General features: G+C 73.0%; 23 protein-coding genes. 6 read left to right on the top strand and 17 right to left on the bottom strand.

Features of this window, described 5'->3' with window-relative positions; all coding sequences use genetic code 11:
• Window positions 1-141 precede the first annotated feature (141 nt).
• The 3 genes from rlmN to M4960_RS18855 form a co-directional block, all read right to left on the bottom strand.
• On the bottom strand, window positions 142-1,374 hold the full coding sequence (gene rlmN, locus M4960_RS18865) for a 23S rRNA (adenine(2503)-C(2))-methyltransferase RlmN (protein ID WP_111086542.1): 1,233 nt from the start codon (window positions 1,372-1,374) through the stop codon (window positions 142-144).
• 90 nt (window positions 1,375-1,464) lie between these two features.
• Window positions 1,465-2,220 (bottom strand): C40 family peptidase, encoded by a 756-nt coding sequence (locus tag M4960_RS18860; RefSeq protein ID WP_148058390.1) that lies wholly within the window; start codon window positions 2,218-2,220, stop codon window positions 1,465-1,467.
• Between the two features lie 366 nt (window positions 2,221-2,586).
• Window positions 2,587-3,321 (bottom strand): pyridoxamine 5'-phosphate oxidase family protein, encoded by a 735-nt coding sequence (locus M4960_RS18855; RefSeq protein WP_248705102.1) that lies wholly within the window; start codon window positions 3,319-3,321, stop codon window positions 2,587-2,589.
• A 34-nt stretch (window positions 3,322-3,355) separates the two neighbouring features.
• Between M4960_RS18855 and M4960_RS18850 the strand changes: the two genes are divergently transcribed.
• Entirely contained in the window at window positions 3,356-4,843 is a 1,488-nt protein-coding gene (locus M4960_RS18850) for a PLP-dependent aminotransferase family protein (protein ID WP_248705101.1), read from the top strand.
• 51 nt (window positions 4,844-4,894) lie between these two features.
• Here M4960_RS18850 and M4960_RS18845 read toward each other — a convergent pair whose 3' ends face one another.
• The 3 genes from M4960_RS18845 to M4960_RS18835 all read right to left on the bottom strand — a co-directional run bounded on the left by M4960_RS18845 (window position 4,895) and on the right by M4960_RS18835 (window position 6,596).
• Window positions 4,895-5,410, bottom strand: a complete 516-nt coding sequence (locus M4960_RS18845; protein WP_248705100.1) for a hypothetical protein — start codon at window positions 5,408-5,410, stop codon at window positions 4,895-4,897.
• 98 nt (window positions 5,411-5,508) lie between these two features.
• Complete coding sequence (locus M4960_RS18840) at window positions 5,509-6,384, bottom strand: alpha/beta fold hydrolase (RefSeq protein WP_248705099.1); 876 nt, start codon at window positions 6,382-6,384, stop codon at window positions 5,509-5,511.
• A gap of 44 nt (window positions 6,385-6,428) precedes the next feature.
• Window positions 6,429-6,596 (bottom strand): hypothetical protein, encoded by a 168-nt coding sequence (locus M4960_RS18835; RefSeq protein WP_159572230.1) that lies wholly within the window; start codon window positions 6,594-6,596, stop codon window positions 6,429-6,431.
• A 154-nt stretch (window positions 6,597-6,750) separates the two neighbouring features.
• Here M4960_RS18835 and M4960_RS18830 point away from each other — a divergent pair, with 154 nt between their 5' ends.
• Together M4960_RS18830 and M4960_RS18825 are read left to right on the top strand one after the other, a co-directional pair.
• A complete protein-coding gene (locus M4960_RS18830) occupies window positions 6,751-7,101 on the top strand; it encodes a GntR family transcriptional regulator (protein ID WP_123936784.1) in 351 nt (116 codons plus the stop codon).
• Window positions 7,098-8,054: a DUF1648 domain-containing protein gene (locus tag M4960_RS18825; RefSeq protein ID WP_248705098.1), complete on the top strand. Its 957-nt coding sequence runs from the start codon at window positions 7,098-7,100 to the stop codon at window positions 8,052-8,054. The genes M4960_RS18830 and M4960_RS18825 overlap by 4 nt, the downstream gene beginning before the upstream one ends.
• A gap of 147 nt (window positions 8,055-8,201) precedes the next feature.
• Here M4960_RS18825 and M4960_RS18820 read toward each other — a convergent pair whose 3' ends face one another.
• Window positions 8,202-8,963 carry an SDR family NAD(P)-dependent oxidoreductase gene (locus M4960_RS18820; protein WP_248705097.1) on the bottom strand — a complete coding sequence of 254 codons (762 nt, stop codon included), beginning with the start codon at window positions 8,961-8,963 and terminating at the stop codon, window positions 8,202-8,204.
• An 80-nt stretch (window positions 8,964-9,043) separates the two neighbouring features.
• On the opposite strand from M4960_RS18820, the gene M4960_RS18815 reads away from it, so the two are divergent.
• Window positions 9,044-10,585 (top strand): hypothetical protein, encoded by a 1,542-nt coding sequence (locus M4960_RS18815; RefSeq protein ID WP_248705096.1) that lies wholly within the window; start codon window positions 9,044-9,046, stop codon window positions 10,583-10,585.
• Between the two features lie 80 nt (window positions 10,586-10,665).
• Here the strand turns inward: M4960_RS18815 and M4960_RS18810 are convergent, their stop codons facing one another.
• The 6 genes from M4960_RS18810 to M4960_RS18785 are packed head-to-tail and all read right to left on the bottom strand — an operon-like array spanning window position 10,666 to window position 16,831.
• Window positions 10,666-11,583 carry a phosphogluconate dehydrogenase C-terminal domain-containing protein gene (locus M4960_RS18810; RefSeq protein WP_248705095.1) on the bottom strand — a complete coding sequence of 306 codons (918 nt, stop codon included), beginning with the start codon at window positions 11,581-11,583 and terminating at the stop codon, window positions 10,666-10,668.
• Window positions 11,580-12,425 carry a sugar phosphate isomerase/epimerase gene (locus M4960_RS18805; RefSeq protein WP_248705094.1) on the bottom strand — a complete coding sequence of 282 codons (846 nt, stop codon included), beginning with the start codon at window positions 12,423-12,425 and terminating at the stop codon, window positions 11,580-11,582. The genes M4960_RS18810 and M4960_RS18805 overlap by 4 nt, the downstream gene beginning before the upstream one ends.
• Window positions 12,422-13,222, bottom strand: coding sequence for a triose-phosphate isomerase family protein (locus M4960_RS18800; protein ID WP_248705093.1), 801 nt, complete (start codon window positions 13,220-13,222; stop codon window positions 12,422-12,424). The genes M4960_RS18805 and M4960_RS18800 overlap by 4 nt, the downstream gene beginning before the upstream one ends.
• Entirely contained in the window at window positions 13,222-13,707 is a 486-nt protein-coding gene (locus M4960_RS18795) for a ribose-5-phosphate isomerase (RefSeq protein ID WP_248705092.1), read from the bottom strand. Before M4960_RS18795 ends, M4960_RS18800 begins: the two co-directional genes overlap by 1 nt.
• An 11-nt stretch (window positions 13,708-13,718) precedes the next feature.
• Entirely contained in the window at window positions 13,719-15,437 is a 1,719-nt protein-coding gene (locus tag M4960_RS18790) for a dihydroxyacetone kinase family protein (RefSeq protein ID WP_248705091.1), read from the bottom strand.
• Window positions 15,434-16,831: an MFS transporter gene (locus M4960_RS18785; RefSeq protein WP_248705090.1), complete on the bottom strand. Its 1,398-nt coding sequence runs from the start codon at window positions 16,829-16,831 to the stop codon at window positions 15,434-15,436. Before M4960_RS18785 ends, M4960_RS18790 begins: the two co-directional genes overlap by 4 nt.
• A gap of 180 nt (window positions 16,832-17,011) precedes the next feature.
• Between M4960_RS18785 and M4960_RS18780 the strand changes: the two genes are divergently transcribed.
• Together M4960_RS18780 and M4960_RS18775 are read left to right on the top strand one after the other, a co-directional pair.
• The gene (locus tag M4960_RS18780; RefSeq protein WP_111086527.1) at window positions 17,012-17,761 is read left to right on the top strand and encodes a FadR/GntR family transcriptional regulator; all 750 of its coding nucleotides are present in this window, start codon (window positions 17,012-17,014) and stop codon (window positions 17,759-17,761) included.
• 205 nt (window positions 17,762-17,966) lie between these two features.
• Window positions 17,967-18,632, top strand: a complete 666-nt coding sequence (locus M4960_RS18775; RefSeq protein ID WP_248705089.1) for a bifunctional 2-polyprenyl-6-hydroxyphenol methylase/3-demethylubiquinol 3-O-methyltransferase UbiG — start codon at window positions 17,967-17,969, stop codon at window positions 18,630-18,632.
• Between the two features lie 22 nt (window positions 18,633-18,654).
• Here the strand turns inward: M4960_RS18775 and M4960_RS18770 are convergent, their stop codons facing one another.
• The 4 genes from M4960_RS18770 to M4960_RS18755 all read right to left on the bottom strand — a co-directional run bounded on the left by M4960_RS18770 (window position 18,655) and on the right by M4960_RS18755 (window position 23,705).
• Window positions 18,655-19,560: a sugar phosphate isomerase/epimerase gene (locus M4960_RS18770; protein ID WP_248705088.1), complete on the bottom strand. Its 906-nt coding sequence runs from the start codon at window positions 19,558-19,560 to the stop codon at window positions 18,655-18,657.
• Window positions 19,557-20,861: a DUF993 family protein gene (locus M4960_RS18765; protein ID WP_248705087.1), complete on the bottom strand. Its 1,305-nt coding sequence runs from the start codon at window positions 20,859-20,861 to the stop codon at window positions 19,557-19,559. The genes M4960_RS18770 and M4960_RS18765 overlap by 4 nt, the downstream gene beginning before the upstream one ends.
• On the bottom strand, window positions 20,858-22,060 hold the full coding sequence (locus M4960_RS18760) for a Gfo/Idh/MocA family protein (protein ID WP_248705104.1): 1,203 nt from the start codon (window positions 22,058-22,060) through the stop codon (window positions 20,858-20,860). The genes M4960_RS18765 and M4960_RS18760 overlap by 4 nt, the downstream gene beginning before the upstream one ends.
• Before the next feature lie 589 nt (window positions 22,061-22,649).
• The gene (locus M4960_RS18755) at window positions 22,650-23,705 is read right to left on the bottom strand and encodes a LacI family DNA-binding transcriptional regulator (protein WP_131922696.1); all 1,056 of its coding nucleotides are present in this window, start codon (window positions 23,703-23,705) and stop codon (window positions 22,650-22,652) included.
• Between the last annotated feature and the right edge of the window lie 199 nt (window positions 23,706-23,904).

The raw sequence follows: 23,904 nt of genomic DNA, 5'->3' as shown, positions 1-23,904 counted from the left end.
AGGTAAACCCAGTGACCGTCTCAGCCGTTCCGTTCTCCGCCGCCGTGGCAACGAGAGGTAACACTACACAGGCTCCGGGGGCCTCGCCAACCGTGGTTCCTCCCGGGCGTGTCGGCCCGGGAGTCCCCGTCGGCGGCGGGGCTACTCCGCTGCAGCGAGCTGCCCGCAGGCCCCGTCGATCTCCTTGCCGCGGGTGTCGCGCAGGGTCGTCGGGATGCCCGCGGCGTTGAGCCGGCGGACGAACTCGTCCTGCACGTGCACCTCGGACGAGGTCCACACGGAGCCCGGCGTCGGGTTGAGCGGGATCGGGTTGACGTGCACCCAGCCCTTGCCGCGCTTGTTGAGCTTCTCGGCGAGCAGGTCGGCACGCCAGGCGTGGTCGTTCATGTCCTTGATGAGCGCGTACTCGATCGAGACACGGCGGCCCGTCTTGACGTAGTAGTTGTGTGCGGCGTCGATCGCCTCGTCGGCCTTCCAGCGCGAGTTCACCGGGATGAGCTCGTCGCGGAGCTCGTCATCAGGGGCGTGCAGCGACAGCGCGAAGGTCACCGGGATGTTCTCGTCCGCCAGCTTGAGGATCGCGGGCACCAGCCCGACGGTCGAGATCGTGATGCCGCGGGCGCTCATGCCGAGGCCGTTCGGCTGCGGCGCGACCATCAACCGCACGGCGTCCATCACCCGCTTGTAGTTGGCGAGCGGCTCCCCCATGCCCATGAACACGATGTTCGTGACGCGCTCGGCGTCGACGCGGTCCTTGCCGCCCTTGCGGGGATCGCCCCCGAGTTCCCCGGCGGCGATGGCCGCGTTGGCCCGGACGATCTGCTCGATGATCTCGGCGGTGGACATGTTGCGGGTCAGCCCCGCCTGGCCGGTGGCGCAGAACGGGCAGTTCATGCCGCAGCCGGCCTGCGACGAGACGCAGAGCGTGATGCGACCCGGGTACCGCATGAGCACCGACTCGACCAGGGCGCCGTCGTGCAGCTTCCACAGGAACTTGATCGTGTCGCCGTTGTCCGTCGCCAGCCGCCGGGTCTCGGTCAGCAGGGGCGGCAGCATCCCGGCGACGAGCTGCTCGCGCTGGGCGGCCGGCAGGTCGGTCATCTTGTCCGGGTCGGACGTGTAGTGCGTGAAGTAGTGGGTCGCGAGCTGCTTCGCGCGGAAGCCCGGCAGCCCGAGTTCCTTGACGCGGGCCTCGCGCTCCTCGGCCGTCAGGTCGGCCAGGTGCACGGGCGGCTTGCCGCGCTTCGGCGACGCGAACTGCAGCAGCGGACGGCCGTCGGTGTCGGTCGCCTGCTTCCAGCCCTCGGTGCGCGGGCGCACCTGCGGACGAGCAGACTGCTGCTGTTCGAACGGGGTACGGGTGTCGGAAGCCATCAGGCCAGGATACGGGAGGCCCGTGACACGTCGCTGCCGGACCCTCCGGTGGCCGGGATGGTCACCGTCGACGGCCCCGCCTGCGTCGGATCAGCTGCCGGCGGGCAGCAGGCGCGCGAAGTGGTGCGCGGCCGAGTACATCGGCACGATGTCGACGACCTCGCCCGGGTGCGGTGCCTGCAGCACGAGTCCCTGGCCGAGGTACAGCCCGACGTGGTCCTCGTCGTCGTACACGACCATGTCGCCGGGCAGCGCCTCGGACTCGGGGATCGTCGTCGCCGCGGCGTCCTGCGTCGGGACGTAGTGCACGAGCGGGATGCCGACCGCGGCGTACGCGACCATCGTCAGGCCGGAGCAGTCGATGCCCTCGTGGCTCGCGCCGCCCTCGACGTACGGGTCCCCCATGTACTGCAGGGCGGTCTCGACGATCGTGGCGCGGTCGCCACCGGCGGACAGCGCCGCCGACAGGGCTGACTGCGCCTGGGCCGTCGTCACCCCGAAGCGCAGGTCGAGCGTCGGGTACGAGACGACCGTGGTCGTGGTGGTCATGCCGTCGGTGGTGACGACGGGGACCTTGACGTCGTGCGCCACGGTGAAGGTCTGCGCGGCCTGCGAGGTCGTCGTGCCCTGCTGCATCTCGGCCGGGGTCGCCGCGTTCGCCGGCACGGCCAGGGTCAGGCTCGAGGTCACGGCGATCGCCGGCGCGAGCAGGATCGCGGCACGCTTGGCGTTCGCGGTGCGGCGGATGTGCCGCGGGTCGACGGCCCGCTCGGCACGCAGGACGGCCTTCCGGCTCAGGACGGCCGCACCGGCGCTCGAAGCGACTGGGAGCGGACGCGGCTGCATCCGGACGGTACGGGTCGGCTTCGGGTGCTCCACGAACGTGGCCCGGGCAGCAGCGGGACCGAGGGCCGAGCGACGACCACGGGGACGGGATGGCTGCGGCTGCGGAGACGCCGGAGCGGGTTCCACCGCGGTGTGCGGGGTCCCTCGCGGGGGCTGTCGGTCTTCGGCTGCTGCAGGCAGGGCGTGGCGTCCCATGGGTCCTTCCGGGTCGGGACCGCTGGGCGATCCGGAAAGTAACGTATTGGTCACGGGGCGGATCGAGGCTGGGCAGTCCCGGAGTGTTCCTGCGGCTCGTCACAGGAACGGGCGGTCCTCGCAGGTCGCTCAGATGCGGCGGATCGGCGCCAGGGGCCCGAAGAGCCGGCCTCAGACGGACGCGACCCGCATGACGGCGGCGATCCGGGCCTCCCGGTCGGACGACAAGCGGTCGAGGCGAGCCGCCAGTGCCACCACGGACGCGTCGACCGGGGCGTCCCCCGAGATGTCCCCCGGTACCGGGACGCCGGCGCGGACGGCGAGCGGCAGCACGCCGGCCCAGACCGTGTGGTCCTCGCCGTCGTCCGCGGCCTCGCCGTTGCCCTGGAACCGGACCTTCACGCTCGCGCGGTCGAGGGGCAGCTGCAGGACCTGGGTGGCGCGGACCTCCTTCGGGGTCATCTCGCGGACCTCGTCGCGGCGGCCGGGCATGAGGTGGTCGGAGACCTGCCAGAGCGCCTCGGTGCGGAGTTCGGGCGGCACGACCGTCGCGGCGCCCGCGATCATCGCGCTGCGGTAGTTCGCGGAGCTGTCGAAGGTCGAACGGGCGAACACGAGCCCGTCCAGGTGCGTGACCGTCGCTGCGACCCGCACGCCGGCGGCCCCTGCTCCGAGGAAGAGGCCGCCGCCGGTCGAGCCGTGCAGCAGCAGGACCGGGCCGGCGCCGAGGTCCCCGACGCCGCACAGGAAGGGCAGCACGATCGGGTGGCCGCCGCGGACGAACCCGACGTGGGCGAGATGTGCTTCGGCGAGGATCGCCCGGAGGACGGCGGGGTCGTCGGACTGGCGCTCGCGGATGCGGCGGACCCGCAGGTCAGGGCCGTCGGCGGGGTTGGGGGTGCTCATGCTGGCAACGCTAGGTTCGACAGTGGTCCAGTGCGTGGACCAGATCGAGGTGATCGTGGTGGACCAGTCCGGCAAGACCGCAGGGGTCGTCGCCCGCATCCGACGGATGGTCCACGACGGCACGCTGCGCGAGGGCGATCCGCTGCCGTCGACCCGGGCGTTGGCCGCCGAGCTCGGCGTCGCACGCGGAACGGTCGTCGCCGCGTACGACCAGCTCGACGGCGAGGGCTGGATCCGGACGCGGCACGGTGCGGTGGCGAGGGTCGTCGCGTCGGCCGGGGCGTTCAGCGGGGGCGTGGGAATCGGGAACTTGCTGCCGGCGACGGACCCGCGTGCGCCGGCGGCGACGTCAGCTGCGGCGTCAGCGTCAGCGTCAGCCGCCGCCCGGACCGTCGACTGCCGCCCCGGGGTCCCCGCCGTCACCGCGATCGCGCAGCGGGACTGGCGCGCAGCCTGGCGGGCGGCGGCCGACGCCCCACTGCGGAACGCGGTCGCGGACCCCCTCGGCACGGTGGAGCTCCGCGCGCAGGTCGTGGCGCAGCTCGGCCTGAGTCGCGGGTTCGCGCCGTCGGTCGACCGGGTGCTGCTGACCGCGGGGACCTCCGAGGCGCTGTCGCTCGTCACCGAGGCGCTCCGCGTGCACCTCGGTCGCGCCCCCGTGTTCGCGGTCGAGGACCCGGGGTACCGGACCGGTCAGCGTGCGGTGCTCAGCGCGGGCGGGATCGTGCTCGGCATCCCGCTCGACGACGACGGGATGGACCTCGACGCCCTGACCGCCGCACCGCCGGTCGACGTCGTGCTCGTCACGCCGACGCACCAGTACCCGCTCGGTTCGGTGATGCCGGTGGCGCGACGGCAGCGGCTGCTCGCCTGGGCTGCGGCGACGGGCACGCTCGTGGTCGAGGACGACTACGACTCGGAGTTCCGGCACCGCGGCAGCCCCGTGCCCGCACTCGCAGCGCTCGACGCCGACGGGGTGGTGCTGCACGTCGGCGGGTTCTCGAAGACGCTCGACCCGCGGCTGCGCTGCTCCTACGTCGTGCTGCCCGGGGCGGCAGGTGTACCGGTCGGGGCCGGATCCGTGGCCGGGGTCACCGACGCGGTGCTCGCTGCCCGTCGCGCCCGCGGCGCGGTCGTCGCCGAGCCCGTGCAGGTCGCGCTCGCGCACCTGCTCCGGACCGGCGCGCTCCGCCGGCACCTCGGCCGGGTCCGGCGCGACTACACGCACCGTCGCGCCCGGATCGCGGCTCGACTCAACGGCGTCGCCGGACTGGAGGCCCGTGCCCTGACCGGCGGACTGCACGCCGTGGTCGTGTGGTCAGGCCGGGCGACGGGGCAGGAGGTCGCGGCGCGGATGGCCGGTGCCGGCGTGCTCGTCTCGACACTTGAGGAGTACGGGATGGCTCCGGGCAGCACCCCGGCCGGGGTCGTGCTGGGGTACGGGGCGGTGACGGTGCCGGAGCTCGACCGTGCGCTGGACGCGCTGATCGCGTCGGTCGAGCGGACCGAGACCGTTGCGTGACCCTGGTGTTCTTGGTGCCCCGGTGCGCTCTGGCCGCCGGACGAGTCGCGATCAGCCGCCGGACTGAGCGGTCGCGACCACGTTCGATCCGGCCTGCTGGCACGCGGTGTTCAAGGTGCGTCCGACGAGCTCCCACTCGGGGCTGTCCTCGAGCGCCGGCCCCGACGCGGGTGCCGGGTGGGCGTCGAGGTACTCGTGCGCGTAGTCGATGGCGTTGTCGAGCCGCTCGTCGCTGCTCGACAGGTGCTCGTACCCGAAGCGCTCCGCTGCGATCAGCGCCTCGTACTGCGCATCGGTCAGGGCACCGCGGGAACGACCGTCCGAGGCGTTGAGGGCGATCGTCGACAGCGCGCTGATCTGCCCGCAGACGGCCGCGGCGCTCCGGTCCTCCTCCATCGGGTCCACCGTGGGGGACGCCGCCGGTGCGTCCACCGCTGCGTCCGCCGACCGAGCGCTCGACGAGGTCGGCGCCGGTGCCGACGAGGCGTCGGCCGAGCACGACGACAGGGCGACGGATGCGAGCAGTGCGCCGACGACCAGGGGCAGTGCGAGTCGGAGGGAAGCCATACCCGCCATCGTGGCAGCGCCGTGGTCACGCACGGGGCGTCGTGTCGCGATCGAGACCTCGTCGATACCGGATCGTGAGCAAGCGGGCGAACCGGTGGTCAGAGCTGCTGCAGGTGTGCGCGCACCTGTACTTGCACGGCGGCGGCGTCGCGGTGGTCCCAGAGCGCGAAGTGCGTGCCACCCGGCAGCGTGACGAGCTCGGCGCCGGGGATCGCTGCGGCGGCGCGGGTGCTGTCGTCCGGCCGGACCTCGGTGTCGGCGTCGCCGTGCACCAGGAGCGTCGGGGCTCGGACGGCACCGAGGTCGAGCGACTCGACGGCCGCGAGCTGGCGCACGTCGTTGTCCCAGCCGGCGCGTCGGGGTCCGGAGGCGTTGCCGGTCCGGGCGAGGCCGAGCAGGAACGCCCGCCGCACCGGGTCGGCCAGGACGCCGGCGACGTGTTCCCGCAGGGCACCGCCACGCAGGGTGCTCACGCCGGCCACCGCAGCGCGTGCCGCGGCAGCCGGGGCGATGCGCGCAGCGGCCGATGCGAGACCGGCGCCGAACGCAGTGTCGGTCACGAGTCGTTCGGCCGGTCCCGCCGACCCGGGGACCCAGCGACCGGACACCCCGGAGGCGACGGCGAGCGCCCTGGTCCGATCCGGGTGGCGGACCGCCAGTCGGTACGCGGCCGGAGCACCACCGGACCAGGCGAGCACGCCGACCCGGTCGATGCCGAGGTCGTCGAGGACCCGGGCGAGCTGGTCGGCCTCGTCGTCGATCGTGGAGTGGTCGGCGTCGAGCCGAGTGCCGAGGTAGCCCGGTCGCGAGACCGTGACCACGCGGAAGTCCTCGGACGGCAGGAACGCCCCCATCAACTCGGCGACGTCGATCCCGCCGGGGCTGCCGTGCAGGACCAGTACGGGGACGCCGGTGTCGGAGCCTCGGGTCCCGACCTCGACGCCACGGGTGACCGCTCGGGTCGAAGGGGGCATGAGCCGACGATACTGCTGGCCCCCATGCGGCGTCGGTGGCGGGGTCAGCGGGCCTCGGGGCGCGCGGAGCCGCGGGTGCTCACGAGGTCGGCGAGGGACGGTTCGGCCTCGTCGGTGGGCACAGCCCAACCACGTCGGGCGGCCTTGCGGACGAGACGGTAGGTGGTGACCTGGACGGGCTCCACCCCGTCGGCGGATTCGTAGTTCGTCATCGTGGTTTTCTCCCTGAATAGCGAGTGGTTCGCTGCAGCCGAAAGTACCCGGACGCCGTACCCCCGGACGGGGGCCTGCGTTCCATGGCCAAAGGCCGGAGAGCGCGACACGAGAACCCTCGCCACGGCGGGATTGTTCGCATACAATGCGAACATGTTGATCACCGTCGACCCGACCGCACGGGCCACGCTCGCCGAACAGGTCGCGTCGCAGATCCGGTACGCGATCGCACGCGGAGACCTCACGAGCGGGGAACGCCTGCCGTCGGCGCGCGACCTCGCCGCCGCGGTCGACGTCAACATGCACACGGTGCTGCGCGCCTACGCGCAGCTGCAGGACGACGGACTGATCGAACTGCGGCGGGGTCGCGGAGCAACGGTCTTGCGATCGGGCAACGCGTCGTTCGACCGGCTGCGCACGCTCGTGGACGAGCTGCGCGACCAGGCCGACACGCTCGGGGTGCCGCTCGACGACCTGTTCACGATGATCAAGGGGGCACGATGACGAACCGACCGATGCACGCAAGGACTCGCCTGGCGGTGGTGGCACCCGGGATGGTGGTGTTGCTCGCCCTGGTGGTCGCGGCCCTCGTCGCCGCACCGAGCCTGCCGGACCGCATGGCCGTCCACTTCGGGGCCGACGGCACCGCGGACGGCTGGAGTTCGCCCTGGCCGGTGTTCTGGATCACGCTCGCGGTGACCGCCGGCGCCGTTGCCCTGGCGATCGCGGCGCTGCGGATGCCCGATCGCCGGACCGCCGCCACCCTGGTGCTCGTCGCCAACCTGTTCGCCGGCAGTCTCGGCACCGCCTGGATCGTGCTCGCCGCGACGAACACCGTCGGCGACGGGACGCTGTCCGGCTGGTGGACCGTGCCGTTCCTGGCCGTCAGCGCGGTCATCGCCGCGGTGCCGGTCGTCGCGCTCGTCCGGTCGGCTCCACCGGTGCCCGCGCACGACGTCGAACCGCTGCGCATCGGGGCGGACACACGGGTCGCGTGGCGCGCCCGCATCGGCAGTCGCTGGTTCGCGGCGCTCGGGGCCGTCGTGGTCGGACTCGGGATCGGCACGGGGCTCGCGATGGCTCCGGCCGACCTCGGTACGGCCGTCGCCTCCGGAGCGGTGCTGGTCGTCGCTGGGCTCGCCGTGCTGGTGCTCGCCCGGGTCGAGCTCACCGTGGACCGGCGTGGGATGCGACTGACCTCGACGTGGACCCGCATCCCGCTCATGCGCGTCCCGCTCGAGCGGATCGAGTCCTGCGGGTGGGAGGACGTCTCGCCCGGACAGTGGGGCGGCTGGGGCTACCGGTTCTCCGGCCGTGGGGTCGCGTACGTGGTGCGGTCCGGTCCGGGCCTCGTGGCACGGCTCCGCGGCGGGCAGGCACGGATGGTGACGGTGCCGGACGCTGCGGGCGGGGCCGCGGCCCTGGGCGCACTGCTCGCGCACCGCACGCCGGCCTGACGGGGCCGCGCCGGGCCTCCCGGTCGGGGTGCAGGTGCGTCCTGCGAAGGCGACGGATCTCGCCGGCCGCGTGCCGTCACGTCCGCGAAAGCGACAGTGTGCCGCGAACCGTTGGCGGCACACTGTCGCTTTCGCGGAACGCCGCGGTCAGAGGCTCGTCATGCCGCCGTCGACGCGGAACTCAGCGCCCGTCGCGTAGGACGACTCCGCGCTGGCCAGGTAGACCATGATGCCGGTGACGTCGTCGGGGGTCCCGGGGCGGCCGAGGGGCGTGCGGGCGACGATCGCGGCCCGCGCTTCGGGGTCGCCGGAGATCGCCGAGACGAGCCCGGTCTCGGTGTAGCCCGGCACGACGGTGTTCACCCGGATGCCGTCCCGCGCGTAGGCCATCGCGGTCGCGCGGACGAGCGCGTGGATACCGCCCTTGGTCGAGGAGTAGGCCGCGAAGCCCGCGCCCTCGCCGTTCAGCCCGGTGGGTGAGCCCGTCGCGATGATCGACCCGCCGCCGCCGGCCGCGAGCATCGCCCGGACGGCGTGCTTCACGGTCAGGAACGTGCCCGTCAGGTTCACCGCGACCGTGCGGTTCCAGGTGTCGAGCGACACGTCCGCGACCGCAGCGTCCTGGCCGAACAGTTGCACACCGGCGTTCGCGACCACCACGTTCGGCGTCAGGTCGCGCTCCGCGAGGGCGGCGAACCCGGCCGCGACGCTCGTCTCGTCGGCGATGTCCATGGTGAGCGGCAGCGCGAGCGCGCCGGCTGCCGCTGCTGCGGTGCCCGCCGCCGTCGCGTCCCGGTCGGCGTAGACCACACGCGCTCCCTCGGCGACGAACCGGTCCGCGATCGCACGGCCGATGCCGGAGCCCGCCCCCGTGACGAGTGCGGTCGAGTGGTCGAGTCGTGCGGTCATGCGGGAACTCCGTCCTGGGAGCGTCGTCGCTCCACGGACCCATCATTGCCCAACCGGTTGACCGGTGGTAGTCATGAGCCATGACTCTGACGTCGATGGGCGCTCTGACGTCGATGGGCGCTGTGGTGTCGATCGGAGCGTGGCGGTTCACGCTGCGCGGTGCCGAGCTCGCCGACCTGGCGTACGACGGTGAACCGGTGCTGCGGGCGATCCGCTTCGTGACGCGGGACCACGACTGGCGCACCGCCGACGACACCGTGCTCACCCAGACGCTGTCCTCCGACCCAGGCAGCAGCGGGCGGCTCCGCATCGAGGCCAGCGCCCGCTACGACGGCACCGAGGTGCTCCGGTACACCCTCGAGGTCACCGTCGGCGGCCCCACCCTGCACGTCGACGCGCTCGGTACCACGACGACGCCGTTCCGCCGCAACCGCATCGGCCTGGTCGTGCTCCACCCGCCGACCCTCGCCGGCGCGCCCGTCACCGCGCGGCACCCGTCCGGCACCGTCACCGAGGCGGCGTTCCCGACCTGGATCGCGCCGCACCAGCCGGCCGCCGACCTGTCGGGGCTGGACTGGTCGACGGGTCGGGTCGCGCTGTCGCTCGACCTGGCTGGCGACGTGTTCGAGACGGAGGACCAGCGGAACTGGACCGACGCCTCGTTCAAGACCTACTCGACGCCGTTGTCCGAGCCGTTCCCCGTCGCGCTCGACGCGGGTTCCGTGGTCCACCAGTCGCTCACGCTGCGCGCGACGACGGACGACCGACCGGGAGGCACGGCCTCCCCCGCCCCGGACCTCGCGTTCCTGGACGGGCCGGCTCCCACCGCCGTGGTCGCCCCGCCGCCGACGCTCCAGCTGCTCGCTGCCTCGGCCCCGGCGGCTACGCGCCCGGCCGACGCGCGCCCACTCGGCGTGCCGGTCTTGGTGGAACCCGTGCTCGGCGATCCGAACGTCGGGGCCGTGCTGGCCTCGGCGCGACGCGATGCGGGTGGCGGGCCGCTCGACGTCCGGTTCGTCACCGACGACCCGGATCGGCTGCGTGCCGCGATCGACGACGTGCTCGACTCGGGCGCGGTCGTGCGGATCGGCGCGTTCGACCCGACCTCGCACGTGACGACCCCGGCGCTGCAGCAGGCCCTGCGCGACGCCGCGGCTGCTGCGGGCGACCTCGAGGTCGTGGCGGGCACCCGCGCGCACTTCACCGAGCTGAACCGGACCGTCGACCTGTTACGCGACTGGGACGGGCCTCTGACGTTCAGCGTGACGCCGCAGATGCACGACCGATCGCCCGAACAGGTGACCGAGTCGATCCGGATGCAGCGCTGGGTGGTGATGAGCGCCTCCCGGCTCGCCGCCGGCAGGGCGCTGCACGTCGGACCGGTGACGCTGCGGCCACGGTTCAACGCGGTGGCGACGTCCGCGCGCCCCGTCGTGACCGACGCGACGGTCGAGGCCGGGTACGGGCCGCAGTTCGTGGCGGACGCGACGGATCCGGCGCAGCACTCGGCGGCGGCGCGGGCGTGGTTCGCGGCGTCGGTGGAGGCGCTGACGGTGCCCGGGGTCGCCTCGATCACCCTCGCCGAGGCCTGGGGACCCCGCGGCGGGCCGCTGCCGGGGTAGCGGGCGGTGAGTACCGCGAAAGCGACAGATTCCCGCCGATGGTCGGCGGGAATCTGTCGCTCTGGCGGATCAGACGAACGTCAGCGGCGGACGGCGTCGATCTTGAGCATCTTCGCGATGACGCTGTCGAGCTCGCTGTCGTCGAAGACCTGCTTCCAGTCCTCCTTGATGAGCTTCTCGCGGCCGTAGCCCATGGCGATGTGGCAGGCGTCCGAGAACGGGTTCGACCCGCGCAGGCCGTTGGTCAGCGCGATCCAGGTGTGGCCGTAGAGCATGGCGCGGGCGGCCTCGCGGGGCACGCCGACACCGGTGACGGTCTCCTCGAGGGCGTCGTTGAGGAAGTCACCGATCATGCAGGCGATCGTCTCGACCAGGGTCGGCTCGAGCACGGCCAGCTGCTTCACGGTGACCCAGTGCACCTGGATGACGGGGGCGTACATGGTGGTGATGACGGCCTCGGCGATCGCCTTGGCACGCTCGTCCTCGTCGCCGAGGGACTCGGACGCGTCGAAGGCCGCGATGACCTCCTGCGGGGCGGCGATGCCCCCGAAGGTGTCGTCCCACTCGGCCTTGGTGGTGCGCTCGAGGAACACCGACGGGTGGCACGGGTGCGCCACGGCGTAGTGGACGTCCTCGCGCTTGGCGAGCAGTCCGGCGTAGGCGGCGGCCGGGTCGAGCGTCAGGATGCTGGCACCCGACTTCATGACCGGGACGAGCTGCTCCGAGATGGTGCCGAGCAGGACGTCCGGCACGGCGAGGATGACCACGTCGGCGACCTTGGCGGCCTCGACGCTGTCGGTGAGCGACCGGCCGAGGGCCTGGATGCGCTCCTGCCCGGCGGGCGAGGCCTCGCTGTAGAGCGTCGTGTACTCGCTCTTCGCGAAGTTGTTCGAGACGCGGGTGCCCATCTTGCCGCCGGCACCGATCACGGCGACGGTGACGTCGGCCGTACCGGATCCGGCAGCGACGGTGTGGGGGGTGGTGACGGTGTCGGTCATGATTCCTTGCTCCTGATGTGCTCGATGGTGTGTTCGGTCCACGCCGCCTCGATGCGGGTGGTGGTCTGTGCGGGCGTCTCGCCCGGTCGTGGGTCGGCGCCCGCGTGCTCGTCCTGCCAGGGCAGCCAGAACTCGATGACGCGGTTGATCCCCCGGGCGTCGGGGTCGATCGCGGCGCGGATGCTGTCGTGGTCGACGACCCCGGTGCCCATCGGGACGCCGGTGTACTGGAACCCGACCCACCCCGGCGACCGGGTGAACCCGGAGTCCTTGACGTGCCAGTTGACGACGCGCGGGGCGGTCATCGCGACGACGTCGTCGGGGTGTTCGAGCCGTGCGACGGTGTTCGCCGGGTCCAGGCAGATGCCGAGGTGGTCGGAGCCGATCGCCTGCACGACCGCGACGAGGTCGGCGGTGGCGACGACCTCGTAGGTCTCGAGGGCGAGCGTCACCCCGGCCGCCTCGTAGGCGGGGAGCGCTTGGCGCAGACGGCGTTCGGTCTCGGTGGCGTCCGGCTGGTCGTCGCCGCTCGTCCACATCGACCGGACGAGCGTCGCGCCGAGCACCTGCGCGACGTGCAGGTACCGAGCGAGGTGCGCCGGATCGGTGCCGCGGGTGCCGACCTCGAGCGTGAGCCTGAGGTCGTCGGCCAGCGTCCGGATCGCGCGCAGCCGGTCGTCGGACGCGGTGTCGAGCGGCAGGTGGTCGCAGATCTGGAAGAGGTCGACGCCGTCGTGGGCCGCGGCGTCGCGCAGGGCGTCGTCGAGGGACAGCGGTGCCGGCACACGGTCGGACATGCGCCAGGAGTAGGCGTAGGTGGAGAGGCCGAGCAGGGAGGTCATGCGGTCACCTCCAGCGCCTGGGCTTCGTCGAGGATGGTGCGGATCGCCTCGGGGTCGTGGGCGAAGCGGCCGAGGAACAGGCCACCGATACGGCCCTGTCCCCGGGTGAGCAGACCAGGCCCGGCGCTGCCGCCGTAGATGACGACCGAACCGGCGAGCTCCGGCCGGTTCGCCAGGTGCTGTTCGATGCCCGCGAGCACCGCGACGATGTGCTCGTCGGGCGCCGGCTCCGGTGCGCCGATGGCCCAGACCGGCTCGTAGGCGGCGATGACCGGTCCGGCGAGCCCGTCGGCGACGGCCGTCGCGACGAAGCGGTCGAGCTGCGCGGTGACCTCGGCGACGGCAGCGGACGGGTCGCCGTCGGCCGCGCGGTCGGTCTCACCGATGCAGATGAGGGGACGCAGGCCGTTGCGGAAGGCGGCGTGCACCTTGCCGGCGATGTCCTGGTCGGACTCGTGGAACAGGGAGCGACGCTCGGCGTGCGCGATCTCGACCAGGTCGACCCCGACCTCGCGGAGTTCGCGGCCGGACACCTCACCGGTGAAGGCGCCCTCGTCGGCCCACGCCAGGTCCTGCGCGCCGAGGAGCACCGGGGTGCGCTCGAGCACGGCGTGCACCGGCACGAGCGAGGGGAACGTCGGGATGACGAAGAGTTCGACGGCGCCGGACTGCACCGCCGGGTGGGTCCGGGCGATGTCGGCCACGGCGGCCGCCCACTCGAGCGTCCGGGCGTGCCCGAAGTACATCTTGAGCGACACCCCGATCGTGATCGGGGCCGCCGCCGTGGTCGCCGGCATCAGGCGTCGGTCCCGACCGGTGCGCTGCCGTCGTACTCGCAGATCGCAGCGACCTTCGACGCGCTGGCGCTGGAGCGGTCGAACTCGTAGCCCAACCACTCGCGAGCCATCCGGCGTGCGACCTCGACGCCGACGACCCGCTGGCCCATGCAGAGGACCTGGGCGTCGTTCGACAGGACCGAACGCTCGACGCTGAACGAGTCGTGCGCGGTGACGGCCCGGATGCCGGGGACCTTGTTCGCCGCGATCGCCACACCGAGTCCGGTGCCGCAGATCAGGATCGCGCGGTCGGCCTCACCGTTCGCCACGAGTCGTGCAGCATCGACAGCCACGTGCGGGTACGCGGTGTGCCCGTCCGCGTCGACGCCCACGTCGGTGACGCTGACCACGCGCGGGTCCATCGCGAGGTCGGCCTTGATGATCTCCTTGTAGTCGAACCCGGCGTCGTCCGAGCCGACGACGATGCGGAACTGCTGCTCGGTCATGGGGGGCTTCCTTACTTCTCGGCCAGCGTCGCGAGGACCGCGGCGGTGATCAGGGCGAACGAGATCGCGCCGGCGTCGGGGGTGCCGACCGCGTCCTCGCCGTGGGTGCGGGCGCGGCCCATCTTCGGCAGCAGGTCAGCGGTCGCGTCGGCGGCCGCAGTCGCCGCGGCGGACGCGGCCGACCAGGCACGGACCAGGTCGTCGCCGGCCGCGACGCGGTCGGTGAGGACCTGGTCGAACGGGACGATCGCGTCGACCATGGTCTTGTCGCCGGGGACGGCGCCGAACGCGAGGACCGCCTCGGTGGCGGCGTGTACCGCGCTCTGGACCGTGGCGGCGGTCGGACGTGACGCGTCCCCGAGGACGCGACCCAGTGCCTCCAGGGCGGCTCCCCAGATCGCGCCGGACGTGCCACCGGCCTTGTCGGACCAGGCGTCTCCGGCGATCGCCAGGACGCTGCCGGCGCCGGCGCCGCGCGTCACCGCGTCCGAAGCGGCGCGGTCCGCGGCGGTGGAGCCGCGCTGCATCCCGATGCCGTGGTCGCCGTCGCCGGCGACGGCGTCGATCCGACCGAGCTCGTCGGCGTGGTCGTCGATGGTGGTGCGGATGGCCGTGATCGCCTCGGCGACCCGGGCGGCGGACGCCTGCGACGCCTCGGTGCCGGGCGTGACCGGTGCCTGCTCGTCCGCGGCGAGGGCCTCGGGTGCGACCGGCTGTTGGGGGACGGCACCGCCCTTGCGGTACGCGGGGCTGTCGGCGGGCGCGCCCCAGAGCTGCTCGAGTTCGTCGTCGAGCCAGAAGAGCGTCAGCGAGACGCCGGCCATGTCGAAGCTCGTGACGAGTTCGCCGACCTCGGGCTCGACGACGACGGCGCCGGCCGCCGTCAGCTTGCGTTGCACGGCGCCGAAGACGACGAAGAGCTCCTCGTACTTGACGCTGCCCAGGCCGTTGAGGATCGGGACGACGCGTGCCCCGTCGACGACGACACCGGATGGCAGCTCGGTGAGCAGCTTGTCGACGAGCAGGTCGGCCAGTCCGGACGCGGTGGGGACGTCGGCTTCGGCGATGCCGCGTTCGCCGTGGATGCCCATGCCGATGGCCATCCGACCCTCGGGGACGGTGAAGAGTGGTTCGTCCGCGCCGGGGAGCGAGCAGCCGGAGAAGGCGACGCCGAAGCTCCGGGTGCGGTCGTTGGCGCGGGTCGCGATCGCGGTGACCGTGTCGAGGTCGTCCCCGCGTTCCGCTGCGGCACCGGCGATCTTGAAGACGCAGAGGTCACCGGCGATGCCACGACGCTTGTGGGCTTCGGCGCTCGGGGCGGAGGCGACGTCGTCGGTCACCCGCACGGTGCGGACGTCGATCCCGCTGTCGGCCAGTGCCCGCGCCGCGGCGTCGAAGTTGAGCACGTCGCCGGCGTAGTTGCCGTAGCTCAGCAGCACCCCGCCGCCGTGCTCGGACGCCTTCGCGACCGCCGTGACCTGCTGGGCGCTCGGGCTGGCGAACAGGTTCCCCATCGCCGCACCGGCTGCCAGACCGTGCCCGACGAGTCCGCCGAACGCCGGGTAGTGGCCGGAGCCACCGCCGACGACGAGCGCGACGGTCCCCTCGGGGCTGGTGGTCGAGCGGGCGACGCCGCCGTGGACCTTGCGGACCCGGGCCTGGTTCGCGGCCACGAAGCCGTCGACCATCTCGTCGGCGAAGTCGGCCGGGTCGTTGAACAGGCGGGTCATGCGTGGCTCTCCTGGGTCGTGGTCGTCGTGGCCTGCGCCGCAGCGTCGGCGTCCCGTCGTTCGTTCCGCTTGGTGTTCCGACCGAGCACGAACATCAGCACGCTCGACAGCACCATGAAGAAGCCGACGATGAACATCGGGACCTGGTACCCGCCGGTCCACCCGCTGACGACGCCCGTGATGTACGGGGCGGCGAACCCACCGAGGTTGCCGATCGTGTTGATGAGCGCCACACCCGCGGCAGCGGCGGCACCGGTCAGGAACTGCGTCGGCACGGTCCAGAAGTTCGGCAGCGCGGCGAAGATCGCACACGCGGTGACCGCGATGACGGCGATCGTGGCGGCCGGGCTGTTCATGTAGAGCGCGACCGGGATGCTCAGACCACCGACGAGCGCGGGGACGGCGATGTGCCAGACCCGGACGCCACGGCGGAAGGCATCACGCGACCAGAAGTACAGGACGACCGCGGCGGGGACGTACGGGATCGCCGTGATCATGCCCTTCTGGAACAGGTCGAACGTGGTGCCGAACTGCTCCTGGAAGCCGTCGATGATCGTCGGCAGGAAGAAGCTCAGCGCGTAGAGGCCGTAGATGAAGCCGAAGTACACCGCGGCGAGCATCCAGACGCGGCCGGAACCGAAGGCTGCACGGAGACCGCCCTTGCCGTGACCGTCTCCCCCGCCCTTGGCCTTGTTCTCGGCTGCGAGGGCACCCTCGAGCCACAGCTTCTCGTCCTCGTCGAGCCACTTCGCCTGCGACGGCTTGTCCTTGAGCACGAAGAGGCACAGGACGCCGACGATGATCGCCGGGATCGAGACGCACAGGAACATGAAGCGCCAGCCGGCCAGGCCGCCGAGCATGCCCTCGTGGGTCATCAGCCAGCCGGCGAGCGGGGAGCCGATGACGCTCGTCAGGGGCTGGGCCAGGTAGAACAGCGCGAGCATCTTGCCGCGGTGCCGGGCGGGCACCCACGTCGACAGGAACAGGATCGCGCCGGGGAAGAAGCCGGCCTCGGCGATGCCGAGCAGGAAGCGCAGCCCGACGAGCTGCGGGTAGTTCTGCACCCACGTGAAGAGCAGCGAGACGATGCCCCACGTGATCATGATGCGCGCGAGCCAGATGCGCGCGCCGAACTTGTGGAGCGCCAGGTTGGAGGGCACCTCGAGCACGAGGTAGCCGATGAAGAACACGCCGGAGGCGAACCCGAACTGGGCGGCGGTCAGACCGAGGTCCGCCTCCATGCCGTTCGGGGCCGCGAAGGAGATCGCGGTGCGGTCGAGGAAGTTGATGAAGAACATCAGTGCCACGAACGGCACGATGCGGATCGCGATCTTGCGGATGGCCGTCTTCTCGACGACCGAGGTGGGGATGCCTCGCGTGGCGGGGATGTCCACGATGACTCCTGCTCGGTGGGGGTGGTACGACTCCGACCCGTGCTGCTGCGCCCGGACGGAGCGGGCGCATCGGTGCGCCTGGTCCAGTGTGCGGATTCGAATCCGACTTGTCAACCGGTTGACCAAACCATCCCGAGTGCCTCGAAGCCCAACCGGTTGACCGAACGGTACGCTCACTGCATGCCCGCGTTCAGCCCGGACGACCCCCTCAACATCCGACTCGAACTCGAGTCCGTGCCCGCGGGGTCGCCCGCCTCCGAGGTCGCCCGACAGCTCGTGTCCCTGCTCACCGCGGGCGAGCTGGCCCCCGGTTCGCGACTGCCGTCCGAGCGGATCCTGGCCGAACGGCTCGGGGTCGGACGCTCCGCCGTGCGCGAGGCCCTGGCGGCCCTCGAGATCCTGGGCATCGTGCAGATCCGCCCCGGCTCGGGCACGTACCTGCAGGGCGGCACGTCGGACCTGCTGCCGACGACGCTGTCGTGGGGGCTCATGCTCGCCTCGAACCGCACGCGCGAGCTGCTCGAGGTCCGGTCCTCGCTCGAGCGGACCGTCGCGATCCTCGCCGCGCAGCGCGCCACGCCCGAGCAGGTCGCGGAGCTCGGCGAGTACCTCGTCCGGCAAGAGGCCACGCTCGACGACCCCGAGGCCTTCATCGACGCCGACGTCCGCTTCCACGTCCTGCTCGCCCGCGCCGCCGGGAACGACGTGCTCGGCGACCTGCTGCAGAGCCTGCGCTCGATGCTCAGCGTGTGGGTCGGCCGCCGCGTGCAGACCCGCCAGGCCACCGAGGCCGCCTACGACGAACACCGCGCGATCTACGAGGCACTCCGGGCCGGCGACGTGCCCGCCGTGCAGCGTGCGATGGACGAGCACATGGCCACGGCGAGCGCCCGCATCGAGAACGCGGAGCCCATCCCTCCCGCCGAGTAGCGGGGCGCGTGCGCGCGGGGCGTGCGGGCGCGCGGCGCGTGCGCTTCGTGAGCAGAAATGGTCGGGTCCGTGACGGCGACCCGACATCTTCTGCTCACGATCGGGCGGCCGGGAGGCGCGGTGCGGGTCCGCCTCGCACCGTGCGACGTTGCTGGGGCGGCAACAGGGCTTGGGTCGGGCCCGGCGGGTGCGCTGGAGTGGGCAGATGCATGCACACGAGACCACCACCGACGGCGTCCGCTCCCCCACCGCCTCGGCCCGCGACTGGTGGGAGCAGCGGTACGCCGAGCGGGACGGGATCTGGTCCGGCCGGGTGAACGCGGTGCTGGCCGACGTCGCCGGGGTGCTGCCGACGGGGCGCGCGCTCGACCTCGGCTGCGGTGAGGGCGGGGACGTCGTCTGGCTCGCCGAGCAGGGTTGGGACGCGCTGGGGGTCGACCTGTCGGTGACGGCGATCGAGCGCGGTTCGCGGGCGTCCGTGTCGGCCGGGGTCGAGGCACGGACGGCGTTCGTCGCTGCCGACCTCGCCACGTGGGAGACGGCTGCGCGCTTCGACCTGGTGACGGCGTCGTTCCTGCAGTCGTGGCCGGTGGAGATCCCGCGCGCGGAGATCCTGTGCCGGGCGACCGGGTTCGTCGCGATCGGCGGGCACCTGCTCGTGACCGCGCACGCTGCCCCTCCGCACGACGACCTGCCGGCCGAGATGCGGGAGTACCGGTTCCCGACGCCCGACGCGGACCTGACGGCCCTGCAGCTCGACGGCTCGTGGGACGTCGTCGCCGCCGAACTCCGGCCGCGCACCGCGACGACTCCCGACGGCGACCCCCACGAGGTGCTCGACAGCGTGGTGCTGGTCCGCCGGGCGCGCTGACGACGGCTGCCGCGCGGGACGGTCAGCGCGGGAGTGGGACCGCTGCGTCGAACGCCTGCACGACGCGCGCCACCACCTGGGCGGGCGGGGTGTCCCAGATCGCCTGGTTGAAGAGCTCGACCTCGACGTCACCGCTGTACCCGGCAGCGACCACCGCGTCCGTCACCGGCCCGAAGTCGACGTGGCCGTCCCCCGGGTAGCCCCGGGACAGCAGCGGGTCCGCCGCGATCGGGGTGGTCCAGTCGCACACCTGGTACGACGCGATCCGCCCGGCAGCCCCGGCGCGGGCGATCGACGCCGCGAGCGCCGGGTCCCACCACACGTGGAACGTGTCGACCACGACCCCCACTGCAGCGGCCGGGAACGGCGCCGCCAGGTCGATCGCCTGCGCGAGCGTGGACACCACGGCTCGGTCGGCGGCGTACATCGGGTGCAGCGGCTCGACGGCGAGCTGGACACCGGCGTCGAGGGCGTGCGGCACCAGATCGGCGAGCGCATCGGCCACCCGGGCCCGGGCGTCGACCAGGTCGCGCGACCCCTCGGGCAGTCCCCCGGCGACGAGCACGAGCACGGGCGCCGAACCGGGTGCTCCGGCCGCGCCGAGGGCGGCGGTCTCGTCGATCGCGCGGCGGTTGTCGTCGAGCGCCCGCTGCCGCGCGGTGCCTGGCGGGAGGGTGAAGAAGCCTCCACGGCAGTGCGACGACACCCGGAGCCCGGAGTCCGCGACCATCCGGACGGCCTCGGCGAGACCGACCTCGGCCACGGGCTCCCGCCAGGTGCCGATCGCACCGACGCCGGCCTCCGCCACGGTGTCGAGCGCCTGCCGGAGCGGCGCGTACTTGATCGTCGCCTGGTTGACCGACAGTCGCGGATGCGGCGCAGCACCGGCGGACCGGACCGGCGTGACGGCGTCCGCCGCGGTCGTCACGCGACCACCTCGGCGACGGTGCGGTCGACGGTGGGTGATCCGGGCCTCCCGGTCGGCCGTGTCCCCACGCCGGCCACCGTGAGCAGCGCGTGCCAGCGCGAGGCGGCGAGGTCCGGGTGTTCGAGGGCGCCGCAGGCGTTCGCGAGCCGGACGGTCTCGGACAGGTGCGGCAGGGAGCGGCCGGCGTGCTGGCCGCCGACCATCTGGAAGGCAGGCTGGTGGCCGTTCAGCCAGGCGAGGAACGCGATGCCGGTCTTGTAGTGCCAGGTCGGGGCGCTGAAGACGTGGCGGGAGAGCGCCTCGGTGGGGGCGAGGAGGGTGCGGTAGGCGGTCTCGTCGGGCAGGGCCTGGACGGCTGCGGAGGCGATGGGGGCGATGGCGGCGAAGGCGCCGAGGAGGGCGTCGGAGTGGGCTCGGCCCCGTGCTCCGGCTCGGTCTCCGGCCCGGTCTCCGGCCCGGTCTCCGGCCCGGTCTCCGGCGATCAGGTCCACGTAGTGGAAGTCGTCGCCGGTGAACATCCGGGCGGTCGCGGGGAGCTGGGAGCGGAGGGCGACCTCGGCGCGGGCGTTCAGCAGGCTCATCTTGATGCCGGAGACCTTCGGCCCGGCGTCGCGCATGATGTCGAGCACGGTGTCGGGGCCTTGCTGCCCGCCGAAGTAGCCGGCGAGGGCGGGGTCGAAGGCCTCCCCCAGCCAGTGCAGGACGACGGGGGCGCTCGCCCGCTCGATGACCCGGCCGTAGACGCGGCGGTAGGTGCTGGCGGCGGCGTTGCTGCTGGGGCTGTCGCTGTCTGCGCGCTGCGCGAGTCGGGCCAGGTGGCGGCTCGCCATGAGCACGACGCCGGCGCCGGCATCCTCGGCGTGGTGGAGCTGGGCGACGTACGCGTCGACGACCCGCTGCTCGGTGGGCAGGTCGTCCCCGTCGTCCGGCAGGTCGTCGGTGTTCACGCCGACGACGAGGCGGCCGCCGACGGAGTGCGCCTCGCGGGCGCTGCGGGTGGTGAGTTCGCGCGTCGCGGCCGGGTCGAGGCCCATGTTCCGCTGCGCGGTGTCCATCGCGTCGGCGACGCCGAGACCCCACGACCACAGGTGGTGGCGGAACGCGAGGGTGGCGTCCCAGTCGAGGTCGGCCGGGGCGCCGGGGGTGTTGTCGGCGGCGGCGCGCGGGACGACGTGGGCGGCCGCGTAGACGAGGCGCTCGGTCAGGGGCGCGGTCGGCTTGGCGGCGGCGGTGACTGCCGGCGGGTTCAGGGTCGCCCGGCTGGTCGAGCCGTCAGCGGCGAGGAGGGTGAGGTCGGTCATGCGCGTGCGCCGACCGTTTCGGTGTGCTGGGCGACCTCCGGTGTCTCGACCTGGAGGCGCGGCTCGGCCCCCGTGGGCAGGTGCAGCTCCGGCAGGTCCACGCGTCGACCCTCGGTGCTGGACCGCAGGCCGGCCTCCGCCAGCGCCACGCCGCGGGCACCGGAGAGCAGGTCGTAGGGGTGTGGGCGGCCGGCGACCAGGTCCTGCAGGAAGTCCTCCCACTGGGCGCGGAACCCGTTGCCGAACACCTCGTTGTCGGGGACCTCGAGCCACTGCGCCTTGTAGTCGCGGTCGTCCTTCAGGTCGGGGTTCCACACCGGCTTCGGCGTCGCCGTCCGGGGCTGGATGCGGCAGCCGAACAGCCCCGCGACGGCGCTGCCGTCGGTGCCGTCGACCTGGAACTCGACGAGCTCGTCACGGTCCACCCGGACCGCCCAGCTCGAGTTGATCTGCGCCGTGATGCCGCCGGCCAGGTCGAAGACCCCGTAGGCGGCGTCGTCCGCGGTCGCCGGGTACTCGTGACCCTGCTCGTCGGTGCGCTGCTCGATGTGCGTGACGGCGCGGGCGTACACGGACTCGACGCGGCCGAAGAGCTGCTCGAGCACGTAGTTCCAGTGCGGGAACATGTCGACGACGATCCCGCCGCCGTCCTGCTGCCGGTAGTTCCAGCTCGGGCGCTGCGCGGTCTGCCAGTCCCCCTCGAACACCCAGTAGCCGAACTCGCCGCGGACGCTGAGGACCTTCCCGAAGAACCCGGAGTCGATCAGGCGGCGCAGTTTCCGGAGGCCGGGCAGGTAGAGCTTGTCGTGCACGACGCCGTTCGGGACCCCGGCCTCGGCGGCCAGACGGGCGAGTTCGAGCGCTTCCGAGGAGGTCTCGGCGGTCGGCTTCTCGGTGTAGACCGCCTTGCCGGCGGCGATCGCCTTGCGCAGCGCATCGGCGCGGGCGCTCGTGACGGCGAAGTCGGCGAAGACGTCCCAGCGCGGGTCCGCGAGGGCGGCGTCGAGGTCGGTCGTCCAGTGCTCGAGGCCGTGGCGGGTGGCGATCTCCTCGAGCTTCGCGGCGTTGCGGCCGACCAGGATCGGTTCGAGCTGCACGCGGGAGCCGTCCGGCAGCCGGAGTCCGCCGTCCTCGCGGATGGCCAGGATCGACCGGACGAGGTGCTGGCGGTAGCCCATGCGTCCGGTGACGCCGTTCATGATGATGCCGATGGTGCGCGTGGTGGTCAACGCGTGCTCCCTTGCTCGCTGTGGCCTGCTCTCCGCGTGGTGGAAAGCGCTTGCCCGGAACCGTACACCACGCCCGGCGCGCTGCAGTAGTACCCGAACACGAACGCACACGCGCGGCCCGGGTCCGGCGGCGGCGGCTGCTGCGGCGGCGGCCCGCGCCCGAGGCCCGCGCCCGAGGTTCCGAAATCTTGGAGCCTCGGGGCGCTGAGCGGCATTCCGTGGAACCTCGGCGCCGAACCCGCGGCGTGTTGTGGAACCTCGACGCCCCGGGCGTCGGAGTGTCGTGCGACGCTCCGCATGCGCCGGTGGCCGATGGGGACCGCCCGGGACGCTCCCGACCGCGCCATCCGAGGTTCCGAGATCTCGGAACCTCGGCGCGCCAGGCGGCACTCCGTGGAACCTCGGCGCCGAACCCGCGGCGTGTTGTGGAACCTCGACGTCCGGGCGTCGGCGTGTCGCGCGCCCTCGAGCCCGACCAGCCGCCGGCGCCACACTCAGTGAGCAGAAAAGGTCGAGTGGCGGCGCCGGACCCGACCTTTTCTGCTCACGAAGCGCCGCGCTACCGCGCCGTACTCGCGCGCAGGACGACCTCGCCGTCGATGGCACCGTCGGCCTCGAGCCCCAGCGCCCGCCGCACCGCCCGCTCCCCGATCTCCTCCAGCGGGAGCCGCACCGTGCTGAGCGCCGGCACGACGTCGGCGAGCATCTGCACGTCGTCGAACCCCGCGACGCCGACGTCCACCCCGGGGACGAGCCCGCGCTCCCGGATCGCCGCGACCGCCCCCACCGCCATCAGGTCAGTGACCGCGAACACGCACCGCGGCAACGCCCACGCACCGCCCGCCGCCCGGTCGAGCAGGGTCACCATCGCCTGGTACCCGCCGTCGCGCGTGAACGCCGAGGGCACCACCGAGTCATCGGGCACCCGGATGCCGTGCGCGGCGAGCCCTGCGACGAAGCCCTCGACCCGGGCGTGCGCCGTGGCCAGGTCCGGGTCGCCGGACAGGACGGCGAACGAGTCGTGCCCCTGCTCGACCAGCGCACCCGCAAGGGCCGCGGCACCACTGAGGTTCCGGATGACGACCCCGTGCACGCCGGGCACCCCGGCGGCGGCACCGTCGAGGTCGGACACGAGCGCGGACACCCCGGCACCGGCGGCGACGAGCGCGCCGACGGCAGCTGCGGAGTCCGACGCTCCCGACGTCTGCCCGGCACCGAGTCGACGACTCACGGCGAGCACCACGGCCCGCGGGCGGAGTCCGGCGACGACGCCGAGCACCGCAGCCTCGCGCGAAGGATCCCCGCCGGTCGAGGTGATCGTCACCACGAGCCCGGCGTCGTCGGCAGCCCGGATCGCCCCGGCGGCGATCGCGGCGAAGTAGGGGTCGGCGATGTCGCCGACGACGAGCGCCAGGGTCGTGGTGGTCCCGCGAGCGACGGCCTGCGCCTGCACGTTGGCGGTGTACCGGAGCTCGTGGGCGGCGGCCTGCACACGGTCCACCGACTCCGGTCGGACCTTCCGCGTGCTGCCGTTCAGCGCCCGCGAGGCGGTCGCGAGCGACACGCCTGCGAGCTCGGCCACGTCGGCCAGGGTGACGGTGCCTCGCTCGGGCATGTCGTGCCTCCAGTCCGGTCCGCGCCGTGCGCGGTCTGTGGCGAGGATAGCGATTTCCCGGGAGGCCCGACCAGCGTCCGCGCCGCCGGCGCGGCCTTCCGAGACGGCTGGTCACATTGTCAGAACATCGGGCAGGAAAGCGCTTGCCATGAGCGCTCACGTCGTGTAGACCTGGGGTCCTCGGCCGAGACACCCCGAA

Source organism: Curtobacterium sp. MWU13-2055, from assembly GCF_023242305.1.
Classification (GTDB): Bacteria; Actinomycetota; Actinomycetes; order Actinomycetales; family Microbacteriaceae; genus Curtobacterium.
The sequence above is the reverse complement of the archived record's forward strand: the minus strand, read 5'-3'. Positions and strand labels throughout refer to the sequence as shown.